Genomic DNA, 25,258 nt, shown 5'->3' on the forward strand with positions numbered 1-25,258 from the left:
CCACTCCATGATCCAGGCGATTGCCTTTTACCTGTTCGCGTCGATGATGATCCTGTCGGGCGTGTTCACGATTTTTGCGCGCAACCCGGTGCATTCGGTGCTGTGGCTGATCTGCGCGTTTTTCAACGCCGCCGGGCTGATGGTGCTGGTCGGCGCCGAATTCATCGCGATGCTGCTGGTCATCGTCTATGTCGGTGCGGTTGCGGTGCTGTTCCTGTTTGTCGTGATGATGCTCGACATCGACTTTGCCGAGCTGCGCGCCGGGTTCATCCGCAATGCGCCGCTTGGGCTGGTGCTGGCGGTGGTGCTGTTTGCCGAACTGTTCGTGGGCATTCTGGTGCGCAGCGCCGGCGATCTGCATATCGGCAAGGCCGTGACCGCATCGGCCACCCCTGCGGGCCTGTCGAACACCGCGGCGATCGGTGCTTTGCTCTATACGCGCTATCTGTTCGAATTCGAAGCGGCCGGCATGATCCTGCTGGTCGCGATGATCGGCGCGATCGTGCTGACGCATCGGGAACGCGGCGATACGCGCGGCCAGAACGTGTCGAAGCAGGTGGCGCGCCGCCCCGAAGACGCGACCGTCAATGTCAGACCCGAAGTGGGCAAGGGGGTCCAGCTGTGATCCTTCGACAAGCTCAGGCTGAGCGGATTTGCAGGGAGCTGCGCTCGTGATTGGTATTGGCCACTATGTCGCCGTCAGTGCGGTGATGTTCGTGCTGGGCGTGCTCGGCATCTTTCTCAACCGCAAGAACGTGATCATCATCCTGATGGCGATCGAACTGATCCTGTTGTCGGTCAATCTTAACCTTGTCGCGTTTTCGGCCTATCTGCATGACCTGGCCGGGCAGATTTTCGCGATGTTTGTGCTGACCGTGGCCGCTGGCGAAGCGGCGATCGGGCTGGCGATCCTGGTCATCTATTTCCGCGGCCGGGGCACGATCGCGGTCGACGATGTCAACCGGATGAAGGGCTGAAAGCAAACCGATGTCACCCATCCTGATCATCGTCTTCGCCCCGCTTGTCGCGGCGATCATCGCCGGGCTTGGCAACAAGCGGCTGGGAATGGTGCCTGCCAAGGCGCTGACCACCGCCGCGCTGTTCCTGTCATGCGGCCTGTCGTGGCCGATTTTCCTGTCGTTCCTGGGCGGTCATGCCGAAACGACCGTGACCCCGGTGCTGAACTGGGTCGCCTCGGGCGATCTGAATTTTGCCTGGGCCTTGCAGGTTGATACGCTGACCGCGGTCATGCTGGTGGTTGTCACCAGCGTGTCGGCGCTCGTGCACCTCTATTCGTGGGGCTACATGAGCGAAGAGGCCGATCAGCCGCGCTTTTTCGCCTATCTGTCGCTGTTTACCTTTGCCATGCTGATGCTGGTGACCGCCAACAACCTGGTGCAGATGTTCTTCGGCTGGGAAGGGGTGGGGCTTGCTTCGTACCTGCTGATCGGGTTCTGGTTCCGCAAACCCAGCGCCAACGCCGCCGCGATGAAGGCCTTTGTGGTCAACCGCGTGGGTGACCTTGGTTTCATGCTGGGCATTTTCGGCGTGTTCCTGGTGTTCGGCACCGTGTCGATCCCGCAGATCCTGCACGATGCGCCGGGCCTGGCGGGTTCGACCATCGGTTTCCTTGGCTATCGGTTTGATACCGCGACGGTGCTGTGCATCCTGCTGTTTATCGGCGCGATGGGCAAATCGGCGCAATTGGGCCTGCACACCTGGCTGCCCGACGCGATGGAAGGCCCGACCCCGGTGTCGGCGCTGATCCACGCGGCCACGATGGTGACCGCGGGCGTGTTCATGGTGTGCCGCCTGTCGCCGCTGTTCGAACAGAGCCAGACCGCGCTGCATTTCGTGACGATCATCGGCGCGCTGACCTGCTTCTTTGCGGCAACTGTCGGCACCACGCAGACCGATATCAAGCGCGTGATCGCCTATTCGACCTGTTCGCAGCTGGGCTATATGTTCTTTGCCGCAGGCGTCGGCGCCTATGGCGCGGCGATGTTCCACTTGTTCACGCACGCCTTTTTCAAGGCGCTGCTGTTCCTGGGCGCGGGCAGCGTGATCCACGCCATGCACCACGAACAGGACATGCGGTACTTTGGCGGGCTGTGGAAAAAGATCCCGCTGACCTTTGCCGCGATGATGGCGGGCACGCTGGCGATTACGGGCGTTGGCATCGACGATGTGTTCGGCTTTGCCGGGTTCTATTCCAAGGATGCGATCCTCGAAGCCGCTTTTGCCAAGGGCACCGAACTGGGCATGTTTGCCTTTGCGCTGGGCATCTTTGCTGCGCTGCTGACCAGTTTCTACAGCTGGCGGCTGGTTTACCTGACGTTCTTCGGCACCCCGCGCTGGGCGCAATCCGAACATATCCAGCATGCCGTGCACGATGCGCATGACCATCACGACCACCATCACGATGACCATGCGCACGCCCCGGCCCACGATGGCACGGCGGGCTATCACCCGCATGAAAGCCCGCTGAACATGCTGGTGCCGCTGGGCGTTCTGGCGCTGGGCGCGGTGTTTGCCGGTTTCGTGTTTGCCCCTGCGTTCCTCAGCGAAGGCGCGGGCGAATTCTGGAAGGGCGCGCTGGTATTCGATGAAACGCTGCTGCACGCGATGCATCACGTGCCCGAATGGGTAAAGCTGGCCCCGGCCGCGGTGATGCTGACCGGTCTGCTGATCGCGACTTACGCCTATCTGATCAATCCGGCGTTCCCGGCGGCCTGTGTCCGCCGCTTCGGGTTTCTCTACCGGTTCCTGCTCAACAAGTGGTACTTTGACGAGCTGTACGACGCGGTGTTCGTCCGGCCCGCGATGGCGCTGGGCCGGTTCTTCTGGAAACAGATCGACGTCGGGCTGATCGACCGTTTTGGCCCCAATGGCGCGGCCTGGGTCGTGTCGCTTGCCAGCCGCGGGGCCGTGCGGCTCCAGTCCGGATACCTTTACAGCTATGCGCTGGTCATGCTCGTCGGCCTTGTCGGCGCGATCAGCTGGGTGATTGCACGATGAGCCATTTTCCGATCCTTTCGCTCATGCTGCTGGTGCCGTTGATCGGCGCCGTGATCAGCCTGCTGTCCGGGCGCGACACCGCGCGCAAGGTGGCCTTGCTGGCCACGCTGGTCGATCTGGCGCTCGGCGTCGTGCTGTGGCTGCAGTACGACATCGGCGGGGCGCAGTGGCAATTTCAGGAACATGCCGCGCTGTTTGCCGGTTTCGAATGGAAACTGGGCATCGATGGCATTGCGCTGCTGCTGATCGCGCTGACGGTGTTCCTGATGCCGATCTGCATCGGCGCAAGCTGGAATTCGATCGAGAAGCGTGCCGGCGAATATTATGCGGCGTTCCTGCTGATGGAAACGCTGATGATCGGCGTGTTCACCGCGCAGGACCTGTTTCTGTTCTACATCATGTTCGAAGCCGGCCTGATCCCGATGTATCTGATCATCGGCATCTGGGGCGGGGCGGAACGGATCTATGCCAGCTACAAGTTCTTTCTCTACACGCTGCTCGGGTCGGTGCTGATGCTGATCGCGATGTTCTGGATGGTGAACGAGGCGGGCACCACCGACATCCCGACGCTGATGCAGTACGATTTCCCGGCGCATGCGCAGACCTGGCTGTTCCTGGCGTTCTTTGCCAGCTTTGCGGTGAAAATGCCGATGTGGCCGGTGCACACCTGGCTGCCCGATGCCCACGTGCAGGCGCCCACCGCCGGCTCGGTCATCCTGGCAGGCGTGCTGCTGAAAATGGGTGGCTATGGCTTCATCCGGTTTTCACTGCCGATGTTTCCGATCGCATCGGCGTATTTTGCGCCGATGGTATGGACGTTGTCGATCGCGGCAGTGGTGATCACCTCGCTGATCGCGCTGGTCCAGACCGACATGAAAAAGCTGATTGCCTATTCGTCGGTGGCGCACATGGCGATCGTGACGGTCGGGCTGTTCGCGTTCAACCGCCAGGGGCTCGAAGGCTCGGTCGTGGTCATGCTGTCGCACGGCATCGTTTCGGGCGCGCTGTTTCTGGCGGTCGGGGTAATCTACGATCGGCTGCACACGCGTGAAATCGTGCGCTATGGCGGTCTTGCCATCAACATGCCCTATTACGCGCTGTTTTTCCTGCTGTTCACGATGGCCTCGATCGGTCTGCCGGGCACCAGCGGGTTTGTCGGCGAATTCCTGTCGTTGATGGGGATTTACAAAAATTCGACGTGGATCGCTTTGATCTCGACCACCGGCATCATTCTGGGTGCGGCCTATATGCTGTATCTGTATCGCCGGGTCGTGTTCGGCGAACAGAAGAACGCCGATGCTGCGGCCATGCTCGATCTTGATGCGCGCGAATGGCTGATGATGGTGCCGCTGGCGGCTTCGGTGCTGTGGATGGGGATTTACCCGGAATCGTTTATGGCGCCGATGCGCAAGGATATCGGGGTGCTGGAGGCGCGGGTCGCGATTGCCAGGCCCAAGGGAGATGCTGACGTGAAGTTTGGGGGTAAGACGCCCGCTGTCGGTGTGGCAACATTGGGTTCGGCGCAGCTGAAGGGGGCGAAGTAATGGATTTCATCCACTCGCTCGTCGCGGTTTCTGCCGAGGAACTGATCAGCACTGCGGTGCTGGTGTTGCTGCTGGTGGCGGCATGGGGCGGTGACAAGGCGTCTCGCGCAATCTCGATCGCGGCTTTTGCCGTGCTGGTCGGTGCGGCTGCGCTGGCGCTGCCGGTGCTGTGTACGGGCCAATCGGGTGCGGCAACGCTGGCCTTTGGCGGACATGTCAAGCTGGATGCCTTTGCCGCCTTTGCCAAGTTGCTGATCTATGTCGGCGCGGGTGTCGCCCTGGTGATTGCGCCGGCCTATTTTGACCGGTTCAAGGCGATGCGCGCCGAATTTCCGCTGCTGGTGCTGCTGGCGGCGCTCGGCATGGGGATCATGGTTTCGGCCAACGATCTGCTGACGCTGTATATCGGCCTCGAACTCAACAGCCTGGCCGCTTATGTGCTGGCCGCGTTCCTGCGCGCCGACGGCCGCTCGGCAGAAGCGGGGCTGAAGTATTTCGTGCTGGGGTCGCTTGCCTCGGGCATCCTGCTTTATGGCATCAGCCTGACGTATGGTTTTACCGGCACCACTTCGTTTGACGGCATCCGCGTGGCGCTGGGCAGCGGTGCGCTGTCGATCGGTGCCACCTTCGGGCTGGTGTTTGTCATGGCCGGTCTGGCGTTCAAGATCAGCGCCGCGCCGTTCCACATGTGGACGCCCGATGTCTATGAAGGTGCGCCTGCGCCGGTCACCGCGTTCTTTGCGACTGCGCCAAAAGTGGCTGCATTGGCGCTGTTGATGCGCGTCACGCTCGATGCTTTTGGCGGACAGCCGGGCGCGTGGCAGCAGATCGTGATCATGGCCGCCCTGCTGTCGATCGTGATCGGCGCGCTCGGCGCGATCGGGCAGGACAACATCAAGCGTCTGCTGGCCTATTCCTCGATCAACAATGTCGGCTTCATGCTGATCGGCCTGGCCGCCGGAACGGTGGCAGGTGCGCAGGCGATGCTGGTTTACCTGGTGATCTATGTGGTCAGTTCGGTGGCGGCGTTTGTCGTGGTGCTGGAATTGCGCGATGAAGCGGGCAATCCGGTCGAATCGATTGCGGCGCTGGGCGGATTGTCGCGCACGCGTCCGGGGCTTGCCGCGGTGCTGGCGATCGTGATGTTCAGCCTGGCGGGCATCCCGCCGCTGTTCGGGTTCTGGGCCAAGTTCGTGGTGTTTCAGGCCGCGGTCCAGGCGCATCTGGTGGTTCTGGCCGCGATCGGTATTGCCGCCTCGGTGATCGGTGCGTTTTACTACCTCAAGGTCGTCAAGGTGCTCTATTTCGACGATGCCACCGACACGGTTCGGGGCACGCCCGACACCGCCAACACCGTGCTGCTGTTCGGCTCGGCGGTATTCCTGTCGCCGCTGGGCTATTTGCTGACGCTCGATCTTGGCCGCTTTGCGGGCAAGGCGGCGTCGGCGCTGTTGCACTTTGCCTGACCCCACTTGATCGAAACCGTCGCCGAAATCGCCTCGACCAACAGCGCGCTGCTTGCGCGGCTGGGCGGGGGTGAGGCCACGGGCGAGGGCCACTGGCTGATCGCCGACCGGCAAGTGGCTGGGCGTGGCCGCGCCGGGCGCGTGTGGAGCGATGGTCATGGCAATTTCATGGGGTCGACGGTTGCACAAGTCATGCCCGGCGACCCGCCCGCACCGACGTTGGCGCTGGTTGCAGGCGTCGCCTTGCACCGCGCGTTGGTGGCAAGTGTGGGGGCAATACCCGGCCTGCTGCTGAAATGGCCCAACGATGTGCTGGTGTCGGGCGCCAAGCTGGCGGGGGTCCTGCTGGAACGCCACGGCGATGCGGTCGTGGTCGGCATCGGTGTGAATCTTGCACACGCGCCCGATCTGCCCGACCGGCCGACGTGTGCGCTGTCGGCGTTGGGCCATGGCGTTGAACGCGATGCCTTTGCGCGGGCGCTGGACCACGAGTGGAGCGGGGCGCTGGGGCTGTGGCACGCCCATGGCTGGCCCGCCCTGCGCGAGGAATGGCTGACCCGTGCGCATCCGCGCGGAACCTTGCTGGCAACGCATGACCGCGATGTGGGCATGATCGTCGGCGCATTTGCCGGGCTTGAGCCCGAAGGCGCCGTACGTATCCGCTTGGCGGATGGCACCACGCGTGCGATTCACGCAGGCGATGTGGATATGGTGAGGGACTGATGCTGCTGGCGGTGGATGTGGGGAACACCAATGTGGTGTTTGCGCTGATCGACGGGGCCACGATCGTGGGCCGTTGGCGGATCGCGACCGATCCGCGCCGCACCGCCGACGAATACGCGGTGTGGTTGCTGCAACTGCTGCATTTGCAGGGATTTGCCCCCGACATCGTCGAACGCGTGATCGTGTCGAACGTGGTGCCGCGCGCGCTGCACAACATCCAGGTCCTGTCCGACAAGTATTTCCATTGCACCGCGATGATCGCCGGCGAACCGCCGGTCGAATGGGGCCTGCGCATCGATATCGATCAGCCACGCTCGTTGGGGGCGGATCGGGCGGTCAATGCGATCGCGGCGCATGCGCGATTTCCCGGCGATCTGGTGGTGGTCGATTTCGGCACCGCGACCACGTTTGACGTGATCGACGGCGAAGGCACCTACAAGGGCGGAATTATTGCGCCCGGAATCAACCTGTCACTGGAAGCACTGGTCAACGCGGCCGCCCGCCTGCCGCGCATCGCGATCGAGGCGCCGCGGGACAATGGCAGCGTCATCGGCCGCAATACCGAGGATGCCATGCATATCGGGGTGTTCTGGGGTTATGTCGCGATGATGGAGGGGCTGATTGCACGGCTGCGGGTCGAGATCGGCCGCCCGGTCAAAGTGATCGCCACCGGCGGCCTGGCCGTGTTGTTTGATCAGCACACGACGATTTTCGACCATGTCGAGACCGACCTCACCCTGGACGGGCTTGCGCTGCTGGCAGAACGGGTCCAGCGATGATTTTTGCGATGGTGAATCGCCTCCTTTATTTGAGAATCAGGAATTTACGTGAAGCCTGGTAAGGAATTGCTGTTCTGCGCGCTCGGTGGCTCGGGCGAAATCGGAATGAACGTCAACCTTTATGGTTGTGACGGCAAATGGTTGATGGTCGATCTGGGGATGACCTTTGCCGACCCGTGGTACCCTGGTGTCGATCTGGTGTTTGCCGATCTGGAATTTATCGAGGAACGGTCGAAAGACCTGCTCGGGATCGTGCTGACCCATGCGCACGAGGATCATATCGGCGCGGTGCCCTATTTCGCCGCCGATCTGGGCGTGCCGCTGTATGCCACGCCGTTTACCGCGCGCCTGGTGCATGAAAAGCTGGTTGAGGCGGGGATCGACAAAGAGGTCGAACTGCGCGTGATCCAGAACGACGGATCGCTGACGCTGGGGCCCTTTGCCATTCGTTATGTGCCGCTGGCGCATTCGATCGCCGAAGGCAACGCGCTGGTCATCGACACGCCCTATGGCCGGGTGTTCCACACCGGTGACTGGAAACTGGATGACGCGCCGCAGATCGGCGAACCGGCGACGCCGGCGGAACTGACCGCAATCGGCGATGCGGGCGTTCTGGCGCTGGTGTGCGATTCGACCAATGTTTTCAATCCGCGCGCCTCGGGCTCCGAAGGCGCGGTGCGCGACGGCCTGTTGGAGACGGTGGCCGGGCTCAAGGGGCGCCGCGTGGTCGTGACCACCTTTGCCTCGAACGTCGCGCGGTTGCAGACGCTGGCCTGGGTTGCCGGGCAGACCGGGCGGCGGCTGGTCGTGGCCGGGCGTTCGCTCGACCGGATCATCGGCGCGGCCAAGGCCAGCGGATATCTGCAGGATTTCCCCGATTGCGTACCGATGGACCGGGCGATGGACCTGCCGCGCGGCGAAGTGCTGGTCATGGCCACGGGCGGCCAGGGCGAAGCGCGCGCGGCGCTGGCGCGGATCGCGGGGGATTCGCATCCGGTCAAGCTTGAATCGGGTGACGCAGTGGTGTTTTCCAGCCGCCAGATTCCCGGCAACGAACTGGCCATCGGGCGCATCCAGAATACGCTGGCGGGCAGGGGCGTGCGCCTGATCACCGACAAGCAGTCGATGATCCATGTCTCGGGCCATCCCGGCCGTCCCGAACTGATCGAATTGTACAAGTGGATCCGCCCGGAAATCCTGGTGCCGGTGCACGGCGAAGTGCGGCATATGGACGAACAGGCCCGGCTGGGTCTGTCCGAAGGCATTCCCCGTGCGATCCTGCAAAAGAACGGCGATCTGATCCGGCTTGCGCCCAATGGCCCGCACAAGCTGCGCGAAGTGCGTGCAGGCCGCCTGGTGCTCGATGGCGATATCATTGCACCGGCCGACGGCGAGGCCATGGGCGCGCGGCGCAAGCTGGCGCAGACCGGGCTGATCACCGTGGCGCTTGCGGTCAGCACCGAAGGCAAGCAGGCCTCGGGCATCGATATCGCAACGATCGGCATTCCGCTCGAAGAAGACATGGATGCCTTCATCGCCGAGGCGCAGATCGATGTGGCCAAGGCGCTGACCGTGCTCAAGGGGGATCGCCGGCGTAACCGCGATGCCATTGCCGATGCAGTCCGTCTGGCCATGAAAAAATGCGCGCATCGCTGGATCGGTAAAAAGCCGGCGGTGCAGGTCATGCTGCGTACGCACTGACCTGAAACAGGAGATACGGGTTTGCGCTGGACGTCTATCCTGGCGATCTACACGCTGTTCTGGACGCTTGCGGCGTTTCTGGTGATGCCGTTCGGCATTCGCACGCACGACGAACTGGGGCTGGAAAAGGTTGCCGGGCAGGCGCACAGCGCGCCCGCCAATCTGAGCGCCAGGCGCATCGTACGCCGCGCCACGGTGTTGGCGACGGTTGCGTTCATCGTGTACTATCAAAACTATGTGCACCGCTGGATCACGATCGAGGATATCGATATCTCGTCGTGGCTGGGCCTGGTGAAGTGATCCGCGCGGGGTTTGTTTACACACGTTGACCCGCGTGGCAGGATCGCCACGGTCATGTCCATGCACACAGCAGCCACTTATATCCGGCGCGAAACCGCAATCAGCATCGTGATCAACATGGCGCTGACCGCGCTGTTCTTTGGTGTGGTGTTCGGCTTGGTCCGCCCGGTGCCGGTCTGGGGGCCGGGGTGTTACGTGTTCGATTTCCTGCCGCAGGGTTTCATGATCGGGCTGATGGCCACCTTGGTACCCGGTGCCCTGGCGATCCGCGCGCGGCGCGCGGGCAAAGTGGCGCGCTGGCCGGTGGCACCGCCGCTGCCGCGCGGCCTGTGGGCGCGCGCGTTGGTGCTGGCGTCATGCGGTGCGGCGGCGGGCGTGGCGATCGCCGCCGGTGTTTTGTGGCTCGCCGGGCTGGACCAGCTGCCCGTGGTGTGGGCGCTGTGCGCGAAGCTTGCCTTTGCTGCAATTCTGGCAGCGCTGGTTACGCCGCTTGCGCTGAAAGCGGTTCTGGCCGCGGCCTGATCGCCAGACCCGGTTCGCGATACAAAAAAAGGCGGGGTTGCCCCCGCCTTTTTTGTGTCTGGCAATGTGCCCGAACGATCAGCGCGAATAGAATTCGACGACCAGGTTCGGTTCCATCTTCACCGGATAAGGCACTTCGTCCAGCGTGGGCACGCGCACAAAGGTCGCCTTGTCGGCTTCGGCCGAGACGTAGTCGGGAATGTCACGCTCGGCCAGGGCCTGCGCCTCGGCGATCAGCGCCATTTCCTTGGCCTTGTTGCCCAGGCTGATCACGTCGCCGGGGCGGATACGACGGCTGGCAATGTTGCAGCGCACGCCGTTGACGCGGATGTGGCCGTGGCTGACGACCTGGCGTGCCGAAAAGATGGTCGGCGCAAACTTGGCGCGATAGACCACCATGTCCAGACGCTGTTCCAGCAGGCCGATCAGGTTCTGGCCGGTATCGCCCTTCAGGCGCGAAGCTTCCTGATAGGTGGCCTTGAACTGCTTTTCGGTGACGTCGCCGTAATAGCCCTTCAGCTTCTGCTTGGCACGCAGCTGGATGCCGAAATCCGACACTTTGCTCTTGCGGCGCTGGCCGTGCTGACCGGGGCCATAGCTGCGGCGGTTAACCGAAGACTTGGGACGGCCCCAGATGTTTTCGCCCATGCGGCGGTCAATTTTGTACTTCGATGTCTTACGCTTCGACACGCAAGGTTCCTTTCATTTGCTTTCAGGGCGCTGGCACGATTGCCGGCAGCCCTGCCGAGACCCGGGTTCGCACCATGACGCCCAAAATGCGCCATGCGGCCGCCGCTTCACCGGATGTGCGGGGCCAATCGGACCTTTGTCCGGCAAGCCTGGGCTGCCGGGGTTCGCGTGGAAGGTGGCGCATGACCAGACATCGCCGGCGATGTCAAGTCCTGCTGCGAGGGGGGTCGGCAAGACGATGCGACATGACGCGCAGCGACTGCGTGATCACCGGATCCGGCGGTGATGCGCCAGCGTGGTCAGGATGCCGCGGATGGTGCGCACTTCGAGATGGTTCCACGCGGCCTTGGTAAACATCGTGCGCAAAGTGCGGCGCGTGATCTGGCTGCGGATTTCGGGTTCGAAATAGCCCAGCGGTTCCAGCATGCCGGTCAGCTGGTCGAACATGCCGTCAAATTCCGCCTGGGAGGCAGGGGGCAGCAGGTCTTCGAGCGGAGGCTGGGCGAGATCTGCATGCTTTGACCATTCATAGGCGCACAGGATCACCGCCTGCGCCAGGTTCAGCGATGCGAATTCGGGATTGATGGGCACGGTGATGATCGTGCGCGCAATCGCCACATCGTCGGTATCAAGGCCCGACCGTTCGGGCCCGAACACGATCGCGCTTTGTGCGGGCGCGCGCACGATTTCGCCCGCCGCCGCTTCGGGCGTGATGACCGGCTTGGTCACCCCGCGCTTGCGCACCGTGGTGGCATAGACATGTGCGCAATCGGCGACGGCATCGGCCAGCGTGTCATAGACTTGGGCACGTTCCAGCACCACGTCCGCACCGGCGGCGGCAGGGCCCGCCGACGGATTGGGCCACCCGTCGCGCGGTGCGACGAGCCGCAGGCGGGTCAGTCCGAAATTCAGCATCGCGCGCGCCGCCTTGCCGATGTTTTCACCCAGCTGCGGACGCACCAGCACGATGATCGGATCGGGCACGATCATGTCCGGCCGGTCCCGCGCGTCGGTTCGGGTTGTGCAACCTCGCGCACGGTGCTGGCAAATTCCTCGAAATCGCGCGCCTCGGTAAAATCGCGATAGACGCTGGCAAAGCGGATATAGGCCACGCTGTCGACCTGGCGCAGCCCGTCCATCACCATTTCGCCGATCTGGCGCGAAGTCACTTCGTTTTCGCCCATGACCTCGATCTGGCGCTGGATCCCGGTGATCAGCTGATCAAGCCGTTCCTGCTCGATCGGCCGTTTGCGGCAGGCCAGGCGCACCGATTGTTCGATCTTGTCCCGATCGAACAGTTCGCGCCGGTCGCCCGATTTGATCACCATGATCTCGCGCAGTTGCACGCGTTCAAACGTGGTGAACCGCGCGCCGCACCCTTCGCATTGCCGACGCCGGCGGATCGAGGTGTTGTCCTCGCTCGGCCGGCTGTCTTTTACCTGGCTGTTGTCATGCGCGCAGAACGGGCAACGCATTACATTTCCGGATAGATCGGGTAGGCCGCGCAAAGATCGGCAACACGATCGCGCACACGCTGTTCGACCTGGCCATCGCCCTCATCGCCATTGCGCGCCAGACCTTCGACGACCTCGGCGATCAATTGTCCGACGATGCGGAATTCGTCTTCGCGAAACCCGCGGGTGGTTGCCGCCGGCGTGCCCAGGCGGATGCCCGAGGTGACAAAGGGCGACCGCTTGTCGAAAGGCACGCCATTCTTGTTGCAGGTCAGCCAGGCGCGATCGAGGCCCTTTTCCGCGGACTTGCCGGTCACGTCCTTGGGCGACAGGTCGGCCAGCATCAGGTGGTTGTCGGTGCCGCCCGATACGATGGCAATGCCATGATCCTGCAGGCTGGCGGCCAGCGCCTTGGCATTGGCAACCACCTGGTGGGCATAGGCCTTGAATTCGGGGCGCAGCGCTTCGCCAAAAGCCACCGCCTTGGCTGCGATGGTGTGGACCATCGGGCCGCCCTGCAGGCCGGGGAACACCGCCATGTTGAACTTCTTGGCCAGCGCTTCGTCGTTGGTCAGGATAATGCCTGAACGCGGGCCGCGCAGCGACTTGTGCGTGGTCGAGGTGACGACATGGGCATGCTGCATCGGCGAGGAATGCGCGCCGCCCGCAACGAGCCCCGAAATGTGCGACATGTCGACCAGCAGGTATGCGCCCACTTCGTCGGCAATTGCGCGGAACGCCGCCCAATCCCATTCGCGCGAATAGGCGGTGCCGCCCGCAATGATCAGCTTGGGCTTGTGCTCACGCGCCAGCGCGGCGACGTTGTCCATGTCGATGCGGTGATCGTCGGCACGCACGCCATAAGGGATGGGGTGGAACCACTTGCCGCTCATGTTGACGGGCGAACCGTGCGTCAGGTGGCCGCCCGAATTGAGATCGAGGCCCATGAAGCTGTCGCCCGGCTGCAGCAGCGCCAGGAACACCGCCTGGTTCATCTGGCTGCCCGAATTGGGCTGCACATTGGCGAAATCGCAGCCGAACAGCGCCTTGGCACGTTCAATCGCCAGGTTTTCGACCACGTCGGCATATTCGCAGCCGCCGTAATAGCGCTTGCCCGGATAGCCTTCGGCATATTTGTTGGTGAAGATCGATCCGGTCGCTTCGAGCACGGCCAGGCTGGTCACGTTTTCCGACGCGATCAGTTCGATCTTGGTCTGCTGACGGTGCAGTTCGTGGCGGATCGCCGAAAAGATCTCGGGATCGGCGCTTTCCAGATGTTCGACGAAGAATCCCGCTTTGCGGATGTCCGGCGCGGTCGTGGTGGCTGCGGTCATCGGGTGGGCTCCTTATGGCAGATCAGAGGGTGGGGTGGGAAAGTTTGGCCACGCGGCCTTCGTGGCGGCCGCCGGCAAAGGTCGCAGTCAGAAATGCCTCGAGGCACGCCTTGGCCTGATCGACGCCGATCAGCCGCGCGCCCATGGCAATCACGTTGGCATCGTTGTGTTCGCGCGCCAGCGTCGCCGAATAGGGGTCGGACACCAGCGCTGCGCGACAGGCCGCATCACGGTTGACCGCAATCGAAATGCCGATGCCCGATCCGCACAGCGCGACGCCGCGTTCAACGTCACCCGTCGCGATCGCCCGGGCCAGCGTATAACCGAAATCGGGGTAATCCACCCGCGCGTCGCTGAACGGCCCCAGGTCAACCACATCGTGGCCCCATTCGGCCAGGGCTTCGGCAAGTTCGGCCTTGAGCGCGAACGCGGCGTGATCGGAAGCGATGGCAATGCGCAACGGTGGGGGACCTGACTGTCGATTGACGGGATTCGGTGTTTCGCGCCCATAAGGCCATCTGCGCTTGGGCACCACATAATTTGCCTTTATGGTCTGTGCACGACGCGTCACCGGCAAGGGGGTGCGGCGCCATCGGTTGTTTCGGGGGATATTGCATGATCGGTCGGTACTGGCCTGCATTCACGGCGCTGATCCTGGCACTGGTGCTGACCCTGGTGGGCACGACCACACCCTGGCCTGCCGGAACAGGCGCTGCTGCCGATACGTTTTCTGCAGCACGCGCGATGGCCGATGTGCGGGTGATCGCAACCGAACCGCACCCCGCGGGGTCGGCTGCCGATGCGCGGCTGCGCGATTATCTTGCCACGCGGCTTGCCCACCTGGGCATGACCGTGCGGGCCGATGCATTTGCCGCCGATCCCGCGCACATCGCGCGGTTCATCAGCTGGGGCAGCCCTGCCGATCGCCCGCACACGCTGGTCAATCTGGTGGCGGTGCTGCCCGGTCGCAATCGCGCATTGCCCGCGGTGGCGCTGATGGCGCATCATGACAGCGTGTCCGGATCGCCCGGTGCCGCCGATGATGGCGCAGGGGTCGCGGCGATTTTGGAAACCGTGCGGGCGCTGGCCGCCGATCCGGGCCGCCAGCGTGATCTGATCGTGATCTTTACCGATGGTGAGGAAATCGGGCTGGACGGCGCGCGCCATGTCTTTCGCGGCGCGCCGCCACCCCCTGATCCATTGCGCGATCATATCGGCGCGGTGATCAATCTTGAGGCGCGCGGCGGGGGTGGACGGGCCATGTTGTTCCAGACCGCCAATGCCAATGGCGAAGCAGTCGCGCTGGCCACGCGGGTGGTGCACCATCCTGCGGGATCGTCGCTTGCCGTGTTTCTCTATCGCGTGCTGCCCAATGACACCGATCTGACCATGGCGCAGCCGTGGATGGGCGAACACGGGGTGCAGGCGTTCAACTATGCCTTTATCGGGCGGCCCGGTCTGTACCATTCGCCCAAGGCCACCGCCGACCGGCTGGACCAAGGCGCGTTGCAGGACATGGGCGGGCAGGTGCTCGATCTGACGCGCGCGCTGGTCACCGCGCCCGGTCTGCCGCGGCCCGCGCCCGATCTGGTTTTTTTCGATGTGTTCGGCTTTGCGTTGGTGACTTTTCCCCTGTGGACGGGGTGGATCATGCTGGCGCTGTCGGCACTGGCGATTGGCGCGGTGGGGGCCCAGCACGGGCGCGGTCGTGGCCATTTGCGCGCGGCGCTGGGCGGGGCGGGGCGGATGCTGGGCCTGGCCGGGCTGACCGCGCTGCTGGTGATGGGCGCCAATCTGGTGTCGTTTCATGTCGGTGGGCCGAACTATTACGACCGGTTGGCAGCCACGCCCTGGCTTGAGGCGATGGCGACGGCCAGCGCGCTGGCAGCGTTTTTCATCGTGGTGGGCCGCTGGCGTCCGGGGCGCGCTGCGCTGGCCGGCGCGTTCGTGCCGCTGTGGCTGGCGGCTCTCGTGATGCAGGTGCTGGCGCCGGTGGCGGCGTATGTGCTGATTTTGCCGGTGCTGCTGGCGGCGGTCTGCGCGCTGATCCCGGCGGGTCGCTGGACCACGCCGCTCGCCGTCCTGATCGCGGGCGTGGTGATGGGGTACCAGTTCATGCTGGGCCATGAAATGCTGCAGGCCGTCGGCAGCGATCTGCCGCTGGTGGTGACCCTGCCGCTGGTGCTGGCCACGCTCGCGATCCTGCCGCTGTGGCAGCCGCTGTCGCGCAAAGGTCGGCGCGGGGCGGTGTTTGTGTTTGCCATGGTGGCGCTGGTGCTGTCACTCGCGATCCGTGCTGCACCGATCTCCGACACGATCCCGCCCTACAGCAGAACGACCAGACCGGTGTCGTAAACCGACGATCGTGCAACAAGCCCGTTCGTGCCGAGCACAGGGGCATTTTTTGAACCGATCGAAGACATGGCGCGATCGCGGCCGGAGCTATCGGCAACCCGCGGCCGCCCCCCAAAAACAACAACGCGCCGATGTTGCCATCGGCGCGTTGCATGATCTTGCAAGTATCGAGCCCCCGGCGCGTTACTGATCCAGGAACGAGCGCATCTTGCGGCTGCGGCTGGGGTGCTTCAGCTTGCGCAGCGCCTTGGCCTCGATCTGGCGGATGCGTTCGCGCGTGACCGAGAACTGCTGGCCCACTTCCTCCAGCGTATGGTCGGTGTTCATGCCGATGCCGAACCGCATGCGCAGCACGCGTTCTTCGCGCGGGGTAAGGCTTGCCAGCACGCGCGTGACGGTTTCCTTCAGGTTGGACTGGATTGCGGCATCCACGGGGATGATCGCGTTCTTGTCCTCGATGAAATCGCCCAGGTGCGAATCTTCTTCGTCGCCGATCGGCGTTTCCAGGCTGATCGGCTCCTTGGCGATTTTCATCACCTTGCGCACCTTTTCGAGCGGCATCGACAGCCGTTCGGCCATTTCCTCGGGCGTGGGCTCACGCCCTTGCTCGTGCAGGAACTGGCGGCTGGTGCGCACCAGCTTGTTGATCGTTTCGATCATGTGCACCGGAATACGGATGGTGCGCGCCTGATCGGCGATCGAACGCGTAATCGCCTGGCGGATCCACCATGTCGCATACGTCGAAAACTTGTAGCCGCGGCGGTATTCGAATTTGTCGACCGCCTTCATCAGCCCGATGTTGCCTTCCTGGATAAGGTCCAGGAACTGCAACCCGCGGTTGGTATACTTCTTGGCGATCGAGATGACGAGGCGCAGGTTGGCCTCGACCATTTCCTTCTTGGCGATGCGCGCTTCGCGCTCGCCCTTTTGCACCATGTTGACGATGCGGCGGAATTCGCCCAGCGACATGCCGGTGGCGGCAGCGATATCCGAAATTTCGATGCGGATCCGTTCGACGCCAGCGCCTTCGATGGTGGCAAACGCGGACCATTTCTTGTCGCGGTTGGCGACGCTGGGCAGCCAGGCTTCGTCAAGTTCGCGCCCGACATAGCTGTCGAGGAAGTCCTTGCGCGGCACTTTGTGGCGTTCGGCCAGGCGCAGCATCTGCCCGCCAAGCGTGGTCAGCCGGCGGTTGAACGCATAAAGATTGTCGACCAGGTATTCGATCTTGGTCGCGTGGAACTGCACCGATTCCACCAGCGCGGTCAGCTCTTCGCGCATCCGGTGATACGACGTTTCCTTGGCGGCGGGAAAATCGATGCCCAGGCTCAACGCTTCAAGCCGCTGTGCCTGCATCGTTTCGAACGCACGGAATGCCTCGGTGATTTCGGCAAACTTTTCCAGCGCGGCAGGCTTGAGCTGCGCCTCCATCTGGGCGAGCGAAAGGGTGTTGTCCTCTTCGTCTTCTTCTTCCTGCCGGGGGGCGCGGCGTTCGCGCAGTTCGTCGTCCTCGTCCTCTTCGGCGGCTTCCTCGACGGGTTCTTCTTCTTCCTTGAAGGTGGGTCCGGCGGTCGCTTCGGTGATTTCGCCGTCGCCTTCCTCGCCGTCTTCCGACAGGTTTTCGGGCGCGGGCTCTTTCGACAGCATCGCGTCGAGATCAAGGATTTCGCGCAGCTGCATTTCGCCGGCGTTCAGCGCTTCAGACCACTGGATGATCGCGTGGAAGGTGATCGGGCTTTCGCACAGGCCCAGAATCATCGTGTCGCGGCCGGCTTCGATCCGCTTGGCGATGGCGATTTCGCCTTCGCGGCTAAGCAGTTCGACCGCGCCCATTTCGCGCAAGTACATGCGCACCGGATCATCGGTGCGTTCGATGGTTTCCTTGCGCTTTTCGACGACCGGGCGGTCGTCCATGCCGACATCGGCCTCTTCGACCTCTTCGGCTTCGCGCTCTTCGGGATCGACCGCGTCTTCATCGCTTTCGACGATGTTGACGCCCATCTCCGAGATCGCGGCCATGATGTCCTCGATCTGTTCGGACGACATCTGATCCTGGGGCAGGGCCTCGTTCAATTCATCGTAGGTGATGATGCCGCGCCGCTTGGCCCGCGCAATCAGCTTCTTGACCGAAGCGTCGTTGAGGTCGATCAGCGGAGCATCGCCGCTGTCGGTCTTGTCATTCGATGCCATTGAACCCCGATACCGTTTGTTCGAGCCACGCCAGATTTTTCGCGCAGCGCCTTCGTTTCAGGCGCCGCTATAATTATAACGCAGCACGAGCACGACCCATTTGCCCCAACCGTGCGCGCAATGCCAGCTTTCGTTGCACCAGCCGCTGCTGTTCGGCAAAACTCTGTTCGGTCAGCTCGTGCTGGGTCTTTGCATTCGCTTCTGCCAATGCCAATTCAACCAGCGGTAATTCCACGATAATCTCGATGGATTCGGCAATTCCCGAAGGATCGCCCCGCGCAATGAATTCGTACGGCATCCCGGCAAGATCGTCTGAGGTCGGCACAATCAGACCCCGAGAGCCCAATTTGGTGACGAGATCCGACATTTCAAGACCGGGTCCGTCCTCATCGGCACCATGCTGATCGCCCAGTTCGAGCAGCGAATCGAGCAGGCCGTCGGCGGTAAGGTCCGATGGTGCGATTCGCGCCATCTGTTCGCCGTGGCGGCGGATCAGCCGCGGATCGGCGATCAGGCCCAGCAGCACCGCCGCCAGCAGCGGGCGCAAGGTTATCATGACCTGTCCGACCTTTTGCATCTGGGTCAGGCTTTCGGGCGGCAACGGCGGCTCTGGCGGCATCCAGCGGCCGTTCGGCCCCTTGGTCCCGCGCCGCTGCGGGGTAAAGGCGGGTCGCTGCGGCGCTGCGGGGTCGCGTTGGGGATAGGCCAGCGCGCCAAACCGGTCGAGCAGATCGCGGCGATAGAGCGCGCGGATGTCGGGGTGCTGGATTGTCTCGGTGGCTTCGACCAGGCGCTGTTTCAGTCCGGCCTTGTCTTCGGGCGTGGTCAGTGGTGCAGCATCGCGTTCGGTCTGCCACAGCGCCTCGATCAACGACACGCCCTGGGCCAGCATCGCCTCCATCGCCGCGGGGCCTTGCGTCTTGACCACGTCGTCGGGGTCCATGCCGGCGGGCAGAGTGACGATCGACAGGCTGTGCCCCGGTTTCAGCAGCGGCAGCGCACGGGTCAGCGCGCGGCGTGCCGCCCGCTGCCCGGCGGCATCGCCGTCGAAACACAACACCGGGCACGGCACCACCTGCCACAGCCGCGCGATCTGGTCTTCGGTCAGCGCCGTGCCCAGCGGTGCGACCGCTTCGGCAATTCCGGCATTGGCCAGCGCGACCACGTCCATATAGCCTTCGACCACGACCATCCGCCCCGATCCGCGTGCGGGCGGTGCCGCGCGGTGCAGGTTGTACAGCGTGCGGCCTTTGTCGAACAACGGCGTGTCGGGTGAATTGAGGTATTTGGGTGCGTCGGATTTTTCGGCGGTCAGGATGCGCCCGCCAAACGCGATCACCCGTCCGCGCGTGTCATGGATGGGCAGCATCAGCCGCCCGCGGAACCGGTCATAGGGATCGCGGCCCTCGACCGAAATCAGCAGGCCCGCCTCGATCAGCTGCTCGACGCCGAATTCACCCAGCGCCGATTTGAGCGCGCCGCGCGAATCGGGGGCAAAGCCAAACCCGAACGTTTCGATCACGCCCCGCGAAAACCCGCGCGTGGCAAGATAGGTGCGCGCGGCCTGGCCACCATCGCCCGCCAGATTGCGCACAAAGAAGTCCTGCGCCGCCGCCATTGTATCGTGCAGGGTCTTGGCCGCTTCGGCACGTTTGGCTGCGCGCGGATCGGGTGCCGGCACCTCCATCCCGGCCAGCACCGCCAATTCCTTGACCGCGTCCATGAACGGCAGGCCCTGGTGTTCGGTCATCCAGCGAATCGCATCGCCGTGCGCACCGCAGCCAAAGCAGTGATAGAACCCCTTGTCGTCGTTGATCGTGAAACTGGGGCTTTTCTCGTTGTGAAACGGACAGCACGCCTTGAATTCGCGCCCCGCCTTGGTCACGCGCACAGTGCGCCCGATCAGCCCCGACAGGCTGGTCCGGGCGCGCAGTTCATCCAGCCACTGCGGGGTCAGGCTCATCCGTTCGCCAGCGCGGCTTTCACCAGCGCACTGGCGGCACCCATGTCGATTTCGGTGCCATGGCGCGCTTTCAACGGGCCAAGCACTTTGCCCATGTCCTTGGGGCCGGCCGCACCGGTTTCGGCGATGATCGCCGCGATCGCCGCCTTGACCGCGTCGTCGGTCATCCGTGCGGGCAGGAACTCCTCGATCACGGCCAGTTCGCTGCGTTCGATATCGGCCAGTTCCTGCCTGTCGCCCTGTTCGTACAATGTGATCGATTCGCGGCGCTGCTTGACCATTTTTTGCAGCACATCAACCACCAGCACATCGTCGTCGGGCTGGGTCGCGGCGGTGCGCAATTCGATGTCGCGGTCTTTCACTTTGGCCAGAATCAACCGCACGGCGGCCAGGCGCGGCTTGTCGCCGGCCTTCATCGCGGAAATCTGGGCGGCCTTGATGGTGTCGCGGATCATGATCGAAGGGTTCCTGAAAATGCGTGTCAAACGCCTGTCACCACCCCTTAAGCGAAGAATCTGGTGACGGCTAGGTTGACGCTGCCGTCCGATGCGCCTAGCGGGCGAACCTTAGCAACATCGCCATAAACCCTGACCAACGGAGCGCCCCAGACCATGGCCGACCCCGCATTTTCGCACGCGCCCAAACCAGATGGCGCGACGGGTTGCCTTGTTCTTGCCGATGGGTCGGTTGCCTGGGGCCGTGGCTTTGGCGCGGTGGGCAACGCGGTGGGCGAAGTCTGCTTCAACACCGCTATGACCGGGTATCAGGAAGTGATGACCGACCCCAGCTATGCCGGGCAGATCGTGACCTTCACGTTTCCCCACATCGGCAATGTCGGCACCAACAGCGAAGACAATGAAAGCCACGGCGTCGCCGGCGCGGTGGCCTGCATCGTGCGTGAAGATGTAACCGCACCGGCCAATTTCCGCAGCCAGGGTACGTTTGGCCACTGGCTGGAACTTCACGGCAAAATCGGCCTTGCTGGCATCGATACGCGGGCGTTGACCCGCCGGATCCGGTTGCTGGGCGCGCCCAATGCGGTGATCGCGCATGCGCCGGACGGCGTGTTCGATATCGAGGCGCTGCTTGATCGCGCACGCGCCTGGCCGGGCCTTGAAGGCATGGATCTGGCGCGCAAGGTCAGCCGCGAAGGGCACGAAGCCTGGTCGGGTTCGATCTGGCATCTGGGCAAGGGCTATACCCTGCCCACCGGCACTGGCCGCCCGCATGTGGTGGCGATCGATTACGGTGCAAAGGACAATATCTTTCGCAACCTTGTGGCCGCAGGCGCCGACGTGACCGTGGTGCCCGCCGAAACATCGCTCGATGCGGTCATGGCGTTGAAGCCTGCCGGCGTGTTCCTGTCGAACGGACCGGGCGATCCGGCGGCGACCGGCGCCTATGCGGTGCCGGTGATCAAGGGGCTGCTGGACGCCGATGTGCCGGTGTTCGGGATTTGCCTTGGCCACCAGATGCTGGCGCTGGCCACCGGCGCGCAGACCATCAAGATGCACCAGGGCCACCGCGGCGCAAACCATCCGGTCAAGCGGCTTGGCGACAATGTGGTCGAAATCACCAGCATGAACCACGGCTTTGCGGTCGATGCGGCAACGCTGCCCGCAGGCGTGGTCGAAACCCACGTGTCGCTGTTCGACGGATCGAATTGCGGCATCGAACTGACCGCCAAACGCGCGTTCAGCGTGCAATATCACCCCGAAGCAAGCCCCGGGCCGCAGGACAGTCTTTACCTGTTCGAAAAATTTGTGGGCGGATTGGGCTAAGCTTTGGCTTGCCTGTCATCCGCCTGCGCATATTCCCTTCCTTCCAGTCTGGCAGCATAACCCACCATGCCCAAACGCACTGACATCTCCTCGATCCTGATCATCGGCGCCGGTCCGATCGTTATCGGCCAGGCCTGCGAATTCGATTATTCGGGGACGCAGGCGGTCAAGGCGCTGAAGGAAGAGGGCTATCGCATTGTCCTCGTCAATTCGAACCCGGCCACGATCATGACCGATCCGGAAATGGCCGACGCCACCTATGTAGAGCCGATCACGCCCGAGATCGTCGCCAAGATCATCGCCAAGGAACGGCCCGATGCGCTGTTGCCGACGATGGGCGGGCAAACCGCGCTCAACACCGCGCTGGCGCTGTTCCGCGACGGCACGCTGGAAAAATATGGCGTGACCATGATCGGCGCCGATGCCGAAGCGATCGACAAGGCCGAAGACCGCCTGAAATTCCGCAACGCGATGGACAAGATCGGGCTCGAATCCGCCCGGTCGGGTGTGGCGCATACGGTCGACGAAGCGCTGGCCGTGCTGGAAGAAACCGGGCTGCCTTCGATCATCCGCCCGTCGTTCACGCTGGGCGGCACCGGTGGCGGGATCGCCTACAACAAGGATGAATTCATCCGCATCGTCCGCGGCGGTCTGGAAGCATCGCCCACCACCGAAGTGCTGATCGAGGAATCGCTGCTCGGGTGGAAAGAATACGAGATGGAGGTCGTGCGCGACGCACACGACAACTGCATCATCATCTGTTCGATCGAAAACGTCGATCCGATGGGCGTGCACACCGGCGATTCGATCACGGTCGCGCCCGCGCTGACGCTGACCGACAAGGAATACCAGATCATGCGCAGCGCATCGATTGCGGTGCTGCGCGAAATCGGAGTCGAGACCGGCGGATCGAATGTGCAGTTTGCGGTCAATCCCAAGGATGGCCGCCTGATTGTGATCGAGATGAACCCGCGCGTGTCGCGTTCATCGGCGCTGGCGTCAAAGGCCACCGGATTTCCCATTGCCAAAGTCGCCGCCAAGCTGGCGGTCGGCTATACGCTGGATGAAATCACCAACGATATCACCGGGGCGACGCCGGCCAGTTTCGAACCGACGATCGATTACGTCGTGACCAAGATCCCGCGGTTCGCCTTCGAAAAGTTCAAGGGGTCCGAACCGCTGTTGTCGACCGCGATGAAATCGGTCGGCGAAGTCATGGCGATCGGCCGCAATTTCAAGGAATCGGTGCAAAAGGCGCTGCGCGGCCTGGAAACCGGGCTCGACGGCTTCAATCGGGTGGAAGATCTGGAAGGCGCCAGCCGCGACCAGATCAACGCCGCGTTGTCGTTGGCCACGCCCGACCGCCTTCTGGTGATCGGGCAGGCGTTCCGCGAAGGCTTCAGCGTGGAAGACGTCCACGCCGTGACCAAATACGAACCGTGGTTCCTGCGCCAGATCGCCGAAATCATCGCCGAAGAAGCGACAGTCGTGGCCAATGGCCTGCCGCGCGATGCCGCCGGCCTGCGCCGCCTGAAGGCGATGGGCTTTTCCGACAGCCGGCTGGCCAAGCTGGCGGTGCGATCGGTGGCGATGGCGGGCAATGCCAACATGGCGCGCGCCGGGCTGCTGCACGATGTGGTCGAAGCGATGGCGGGCGCCACCAGCGAAGCCGAAGTGCGCGATCTGCGCCACCGGCTGGGCGTGCGCCCGGTGTTCAAGCGCATCGACAGCTGCGCCGCCGAATTCGAGGCGGTGACGCCCTATATGTATTCAACCTATGAAGGTGGTCTGTTCGCCGAACCCGAAAACGAAGCCGCGCCCAGCGCTGCGCGCAAGATCGTGATCCTGGGCGGCGGACCGAACCGCATCGGGCAGGGGATCGAATTCGACTATTGCTGCTGCCACGCCTGTTTCGCGCTCGATGCTGCCGGGTTCGAGACGATCATGATCAACTGCAATCCCGAAACGGTGTCGACCGATCCCGACACATCGGACCGGCTCTATTTCGAGCCGCTGACCGCCGAAGACGTTCTCGAAATCCTTGATGTCGAACGCTCGAACGGCACGCTGGTGGGCGTGATCGTGCAGTTTGGCGGGCAGACCCCGCTGAAACTTGCGCAGGCGCTGCAGGATGCGGGCATCCCGATCCTGGGCACATCGCCCGATTCGATCGACCTTGCCGAAGATCGCGAACGCTTTTCCGATCTGGTGGAACAGCTTGGCCTGCTGCAGCCGGCCAACGGCATGGCGCGCAGTCGCGACGAAGCGGTCGCGGTGGCGGCGCGCATCGGATATCCGGTGCTGATCCGGCCGAGCTATGTGCTGGGCGGGCGCGCGATGGAAATCGTCGACAGCCAGGCGCAGCTTGACGATTACATCGCCACTGCGGTCAAAGTGTCGGGCGACAGCCCGGTGCTGATCGACCAGTATCTGCGCGATGCGATCGAATGCGATGTCGATGCGCTGGCCGATGGCGACCAGGTGGTGATTGCGGGCGTGCTGCAACATATTGAAGAGGCGGGCATCCATTCGGGCGACAGCGCCTGCACCCTGCCGCCCTATAACCTGCCCGATGCGATCATCGCCGAAATGGAGCGCCAGGCGGTGCTGCTTGCCAACGGACTGACCGTGCGCGGGCTGATGAACATCCAGTTCGCGGTCAAGGACGGGTTGGTCTATCTGATCGAAGTGAACCCGCGCGCCAGCCGCACGGTGCCGTTTGTGGCCAAGGCGATCGGCCAGCCGATTGCCAAATATGCCGCGCGGATCATGGCGGGCGAAAAACTGGCGGACCTGCCGCCGATCCGCCGCGACATCGGCTATATGGCGGTCAAGGAGGCGGTTTTCCCGTTTGCGCGGTTCCCCGGCGTCGATCCCGCGCTGTCGCCCGAAATGAAATCGACCGGCGAAGTCATGGGTATTGACGCCAATTTTCCGGTGGCCTTTGCCAAATCGCAGCTGGGGGCGGGCACCGGTCTGCCCGACGGCGGCAAGCTGTTCGTTTCGGTCAAGGACAGCGACAAGCCGGTGATCGTGCCTGCGGTCCGTACGCTGGTGGCGCTCGGCTTCGATGTGGTCGCCACCGGCGGCACCGCGTCCTATCTGGAACAGCAGGGCATTCCGGTCGAACGCGTCAACAAAGTGGCCGAAGGTCGGCCGCATGTTGTCGATCATATCATCGACGGCGAAATCACCCTGATTTTCAACACGACCGAGGGCTGGCAAAGCCACAAGGATTCGCAATCGATCCGGCGTTCGGCGCTGAACGGCAAAGTGTGCTATTTCACCACGGCTGCGGCTTCGCTGGCGGCGGCGCAGGCGATCGAGGCTTTGCGCAGCGCCGAACTTGATGTCCGGTCGTTGCAGGACTATTATAAATAGCCTTGCACAGGTACCTCCTGCACAAGCAGTTGTCTCGTCCGGGTCCCGCAAGGTCCC

The 25,258-nt window shown here is 63.3% G+C and carries 21 protein-coding genes; 13 read left to right on the plus strand and 8 right to left on the minus strand.

Annotated elements, in window-relative coordinates; genetic code table 11:
* Positions 1 to 7 precede the first annotated feature (7 nt).
* Genes G404_RS0101295 through G404_RS0101340 form a run of 10 tightly spaced genes read left to right on the plus strand, consistent with a single transcriptional unit; the run spans position 8 to position 10,053 of the window.
* Positions 8 to 625 carry an NADH-quinone oxidoreductase subunit J gene (locus G404_RS0101295; protein WP_028639480.1) on the plus strand — a complete coding sequence of 206 codons (618 nt, stop codon included), beginning with the start codon at positions 8 to 10 and terminating at the stop codon, positions 623 to 625.
* 46 nt (positions 626 to 671) lie between these two features.
* Positions 672 to 977 carry an NADH-quinone oxidoreductase subunit NuoK gene (gene nuoK / locus G404_RS0101300; protein WP_028639481.1) on the plus strand — a complete coding sequence of 102 codons (306 nt, stop codon included), beginning with the start codon at positions 672 to 674 and terminating at the stop codon, positions 975 to 977.
* A gap of 10 nt (positions 978 to 987) precedes the next feature.
* Positions 988 to 3,018, plus strand: coding sequence for an NADH-quinone oxidoreductase subunit L (gene nuoL, locus G404_RS0101305; protein ID WP_028639482.1), 2,031 nt, complete (start codon positions 988 to 990; stop codon positions 3,016 to 3,018).
* The gene (locus G404_RS0101310) at positions 3,015 to 4,562 is read left to right on the plus strand and encodes an NADH-quinone oxidoreductase subunit M (RefSeq protein ID WP_028639483.1); all 1,548 of its coding nucleotides are present in this window, start codon (positions 3,015 to 3,017) and stop codon (positions 4,560 to 4,562) included. Before nuoL ends, G404_RS0101310 begins: the two co-directional genes overlap by 4 nt.
* Positions 4,562 to 6,028: an NADH-quinone oxidoreductase subunit NuoN gene (gene nuoN, locus G404_RS0101315; RefSeq protein WP_028639484.1), complete on the plus strand. Its 1,467-nt coding sequence runs from the start codon at positions 4,562 to 4,564 to the stop codon at positions 6,026 to 6,028. Before G404_RS0101310 ends, nuoN begins: the two co-directional genes overlap by 1 nt.
* 6 nt (positions 6,029 to 6,034) lie before the next feature.
* Positions 6,035 to 6,751 (plus strand): biotin--[acetyl-CoA-carboxylase] ligase, encoded by a 717-nt coding sequence (locus G404_RS0101320; RefSeq protein ID WP_028639485.1) that lies wholly within the window; start codon positions 6,035 to 6,037, stop codon positions 6,749 to 6,751.
* Positions 6,751 to 7,530: a type III pantothenate kinase gene (locus G404_RS0101325; RefSeq protein ID WP_028639486.1), complete on the plus strand. Its 780-nt coding sequence runs from the start codon at positions 6,751 to 6,753 to the stop codon at positions 7,528 to 7,530. Before G404_RS0101320 ends, G404_RS0101325 begins: the two co-directional genes overlap by 1 nt.
* Before the next feature lie 48 nt (positions 7,531 to 7,578).
* Entirely contained in the window at positions 7,579 to 9,231 is a 1,653-nt protein-coding gene (locus tag G404_RS0101330) for a ribonuclease J (RefSeq protein WP_028639487.1), read from the plus strand.
* A gap of 21 nt (positions 9,232 to 9,252) precedes the next feature.
* Positions 9,253 to 9,531: a DUF1467 family protein gene (locus G404_RS0101335; RefSeq protein WP_028639488.1), complete on the plus strand. Its 279-nt coding sequence runs from the start codon at positions 9,253 to 9,255 to the stop codon at positions 9,529 to 9,531.
* A 54-nt stretch (positions 9,532 to 9,585) separates the two neighbouring features.
* Positions 9,586 to 10,053 (plus strand): hypothetical protein, encoded by a 468-nt coding sequence (locus tag G404_RS0101340; RefSeq protein WP_028639489.1) that lies wholly within the window; start codon positions 9,586 to 9,588, stop codon positions 10,051 to 10,053.
* A 78-nt stretch (positions 10,054 to 10,131) separates the two neighbouring features.
* On the opposite strand, the gene rpsD is transcribed toward G404_RS0101340, so the two are convergent.
* From rpsD to rpiB, 5 genes are all read right to left on the minus strand, one after another.
* Complete coding sequence (gene rpsD / locus G404_RS0101345) at positions 10,132 to 10,743, minus strand: 30S ribosomal protein S4 (protein ID WP_028639490.1); 612 nt, start codon at positions 10,741 to 10,743, stop codon at positions 10,132 to 10,134.
* Between the two features lie 267 nt (positions 10,744 to 11,010).
* Complete coding sequence (locus G404_RS0101350) at positions 11,011 to 11,733, minus strand: RNA methyltransferase (RefSeq protein WP_028639491.1); 723 nt, start codon at positions 11,731 to 11,733, stop codon at positions 11,011 to 11,013.
* Complete coding sequence (nrdR, locus tag G404_RS0101355; protein ID WP_028639492.1) at positions 11,730 to 12,218, minus strand: transcriptional regulator NrdR; 489 nt, start codon at positions 12,216 to 12,218, stop codon at positions 11,730 to 11,732. The genes G404_RS0101350 and nrdR overlap by 4 nt, the downstream gene beginning before the upstream one ends.
* Positions 12,218 to 13,531, minus strand: coding sequence for a serine hydroxymethyltransferase (gene glyA / locus G404_RS0101360; protein WP_028639493.1), 1,314 nt, complete (start codon positions 13,529 to 13,531; stop codon positions 12,218 to 12,220). The genes nrdR and glyA overlap by 1 nt, the downstream gene beginning before the upstream one ends.
* Before the next feature lie 22 nt (positions 13,532 to 13,553).
* A complete protein-coding gene (rpiB, locus tag G404_RS0101365; RefSeq protein WP_028639494.1) occupies positions 13,554 to 13,991 on the minus strand; it encodes a ribose 5-phosphate isomerase B in 438 nt (145 codons plus the stop codon).
* A gap of 155 nt (positions 13,992 to 14,146) precedes the next feature.
* On the opposite strand from rpiB, the gene G404_RS0101370 reads away from it, so the two are divergent.
* Positions 14,147 to 15,886 (plus strand): M20/M25/M40 family metallo-hydrolase, encoded by a 1,740-nt coding sequence (locus tag G404_RS0101370; protein WP_028639495.1) that lies wholly within the window; start codon positions 14,147 to 14,149, stop codon positions 15,884 to 15,886.
* 183 nt (positions 15,887 to 16,069) lie between these two features.
* Here G404_RS0101370 and rpoD read toward each other — a convergent pair whose 3' ends face one another.
* The 3 genes from rpoD to G404_RS0101385 all read right to left on the minus strand — a co-directional run bounded on the left by rpoD (position 16,070) and on the right by G404_RS0101385 (position 20,494).
* Positions 16,070 to 18,076, minus strand: a complete 2,007-nt coding sequence (gene rpoD, locus G404_RS0101375) for an RNA polymerase sigma factor RpoD (protein ID WP_028639496.1) — start codon at positions 18,074 to 18,076, stop codon at positions 16,070 to 16,072.
* 73 nt (positions 18,077 to 18,149) lie between these two features.
* On the minus strand, positions 18,150 to 20,039 hold the full coding sequence (gene dnaG / locus G404_RS0101380) for a DNA primase (protein WP_028639497.1): 1,890 nt from the start codon (positions 20,037 to 20,039) through the stop codon (positions 18,150 to 18,152).
* Positions 20,036 to 20,494, minus strand: coding sequence for a GatB/YqeY domain-containing protein (locus tag G404_RS0101385; protein ID WP_028639498.1), 459 nt, complete (start codon positions 20,492 to 20,494; stop codon positions 20,036 to 20,038). The genes dnaG and G404_RS0101385 overlap by 4 nt, the downstream gene beginning before the upstream one ends.
* A 156-nt stretch (positions 20,495 to 20,650) precedes the next feature.
* Here G404_RS0101385 and carA point away from each other — a divergent pair, with 156 nt between their 5' ends.
* Positions 20,651 to 21,820 carry a glutamine-hydrolyzing carbamoyl-phosphate synthase small subunit gene (gene carA / locus G404_RS0101390; RefSeq protein WP_028639499.1) on the plus strand — a complete coding sequence of 390 codons (1,170 nt, stop codon included), beginning with the start codon at positions 20,651 to 20,653 and terminating at the stop codon, positions 21,818 to 21,820.
* A 66-nt stretch (positions 21,821 to 21,886) separates the two neighbouring features.
* Complete coding sequence (carB, locus tag G404_RS0101395) at positions 21,887 to 25,201, plus strand: carbamoyl-phosphate synthase large subunit (RefSeq protein ID WP_028639500.1); 3,315 nt, start codon at positions 21,887 to 21,889, stop codon at positions 25,199 to 25,201.
* The last annotated feature ends 57 nt before the right edge of the window (positions 25,202 to 25,258 follow it).

The sequence above is a fragment of the Novosphingobium acidiphilum DSM 19966 genome (assembly GCF_000429005.1).
Taxonomy (GTDB): domain Bacteria; phylum Pseudomonadota; class Alphaproteobacteria; order Sphingomonadales; family Sphingomonadaceae; genus Novosphingobium; species Novosphingobium acidiphilum.

What these genes read in the sequence shown, in the direction of transcription:
- G404_RS0101295 (WP_028639480.1), top strand. Translation starts at nt 8, where the DNA reads ATGATCCAGGCGATTGCCTTTTACCTGTTCGCGTCGATGATGATCCTG.
- nuoL (WP_028639482.1), top strand. Translation starts at nt 988, where the DNA reads ATGTCACCCATCCTGATCATCGTCTTCGCCCCGCTTGTCGCGGCGATC.
- G404_RS0101310 (WP_028639483.1), top strand. Translation starts at nt 3,015, where the DNA reads ATGAGCCATTTTCCGATCCTTTCGCTCATGCTGCTGGTGCCGTTGATC.
- nuoN (WP_028639484.1), top strand. Translation starts at nt 4,562, where the DNA reads ATGGATTTCATCCACTCGCTCGTCGCGGTTTCTGCCGAGGAACTGATC.
- G404_RS0101325 (WP_028639486.1), top strand. Translation starts at nt 6,751, where the DNA reads ATGCTGCTGGCGGTGGATGTGGGGAACACCAATGTGGTGTTTGCGCTG.
- G404_RS0101340 (WP_028639489.1), top strand. Translation starts at nt 9,586, where the DNA reads ATGTCCATGCACACAGCAGCCACTTATATCCGGCGCGAAACCGCAATC.
- G404_RS0101350 (WP_028639491.1), bottom strand. Translation starts at nt 11,733, where the DNA reads ATGATCGTGCCCGATCCGATCATCGTGCTGGTGCGTCCGCAGCTGGGT.
- nrdR (WP_028639492.1), bottom strand. Translation starts at nt 12,218, where the DNA reads ATGCGTTGCCCGTTCTGCGCGCATGACAACAGCCAGGTAAAAGACAGC.
- glyA (WP_028639493.1), bottom strand. Translation starts at nt 13,531, where the DNA reads ATGACCGCAGCCACCACGACCGCGCCGGACATCCGCAAAGCGGGATTC.
- G404_RS0101370 (WP_028639495.1), top strand. Translation starts at nt 14,147, where the DNA reads ATGATCGGTCGGTACTGGCCTGCATTCACGGCGCTGATCCTGGCACTG.
- rpoD (WP_028639496.1), bottom strand. Translation starts at nt 18,076, where the DNA reads ATGGCATCGAATGACAAGACCGACAGCGGCGATGCTCCGCTGATCGAC.
- dnaG (WP_028639497.1), bottom strand. Translation starts at nt 20,039, where the DNA reads ATGAGCCTGACCCCGCAGTGGCTGGATGAACTGCGCGCCCGGACCAGC.
- G404_RS0101385 (WP_028639498.1), bottom strand. Translation starts at nt 20,494, where the DNA reads ATGATCCGCGACACCATCAAGGCCGCCCAGATTTCCGCGATGAAGGCC.
- carA (WP_028639499.1), top strand. Translation starts at nt 20,651, where the DNA reads ATGGCCGACCCCGCATTTTCGCACGCGCCCAAACCAGATGGCGCGACG.
- carB (WP_028639500.1), top strand. Translation starts at nt 21,887, where the DNA reads ATGCCCAAACGCACTGACATCTCCTCGATCCTGATCATCGGCGCCGGT.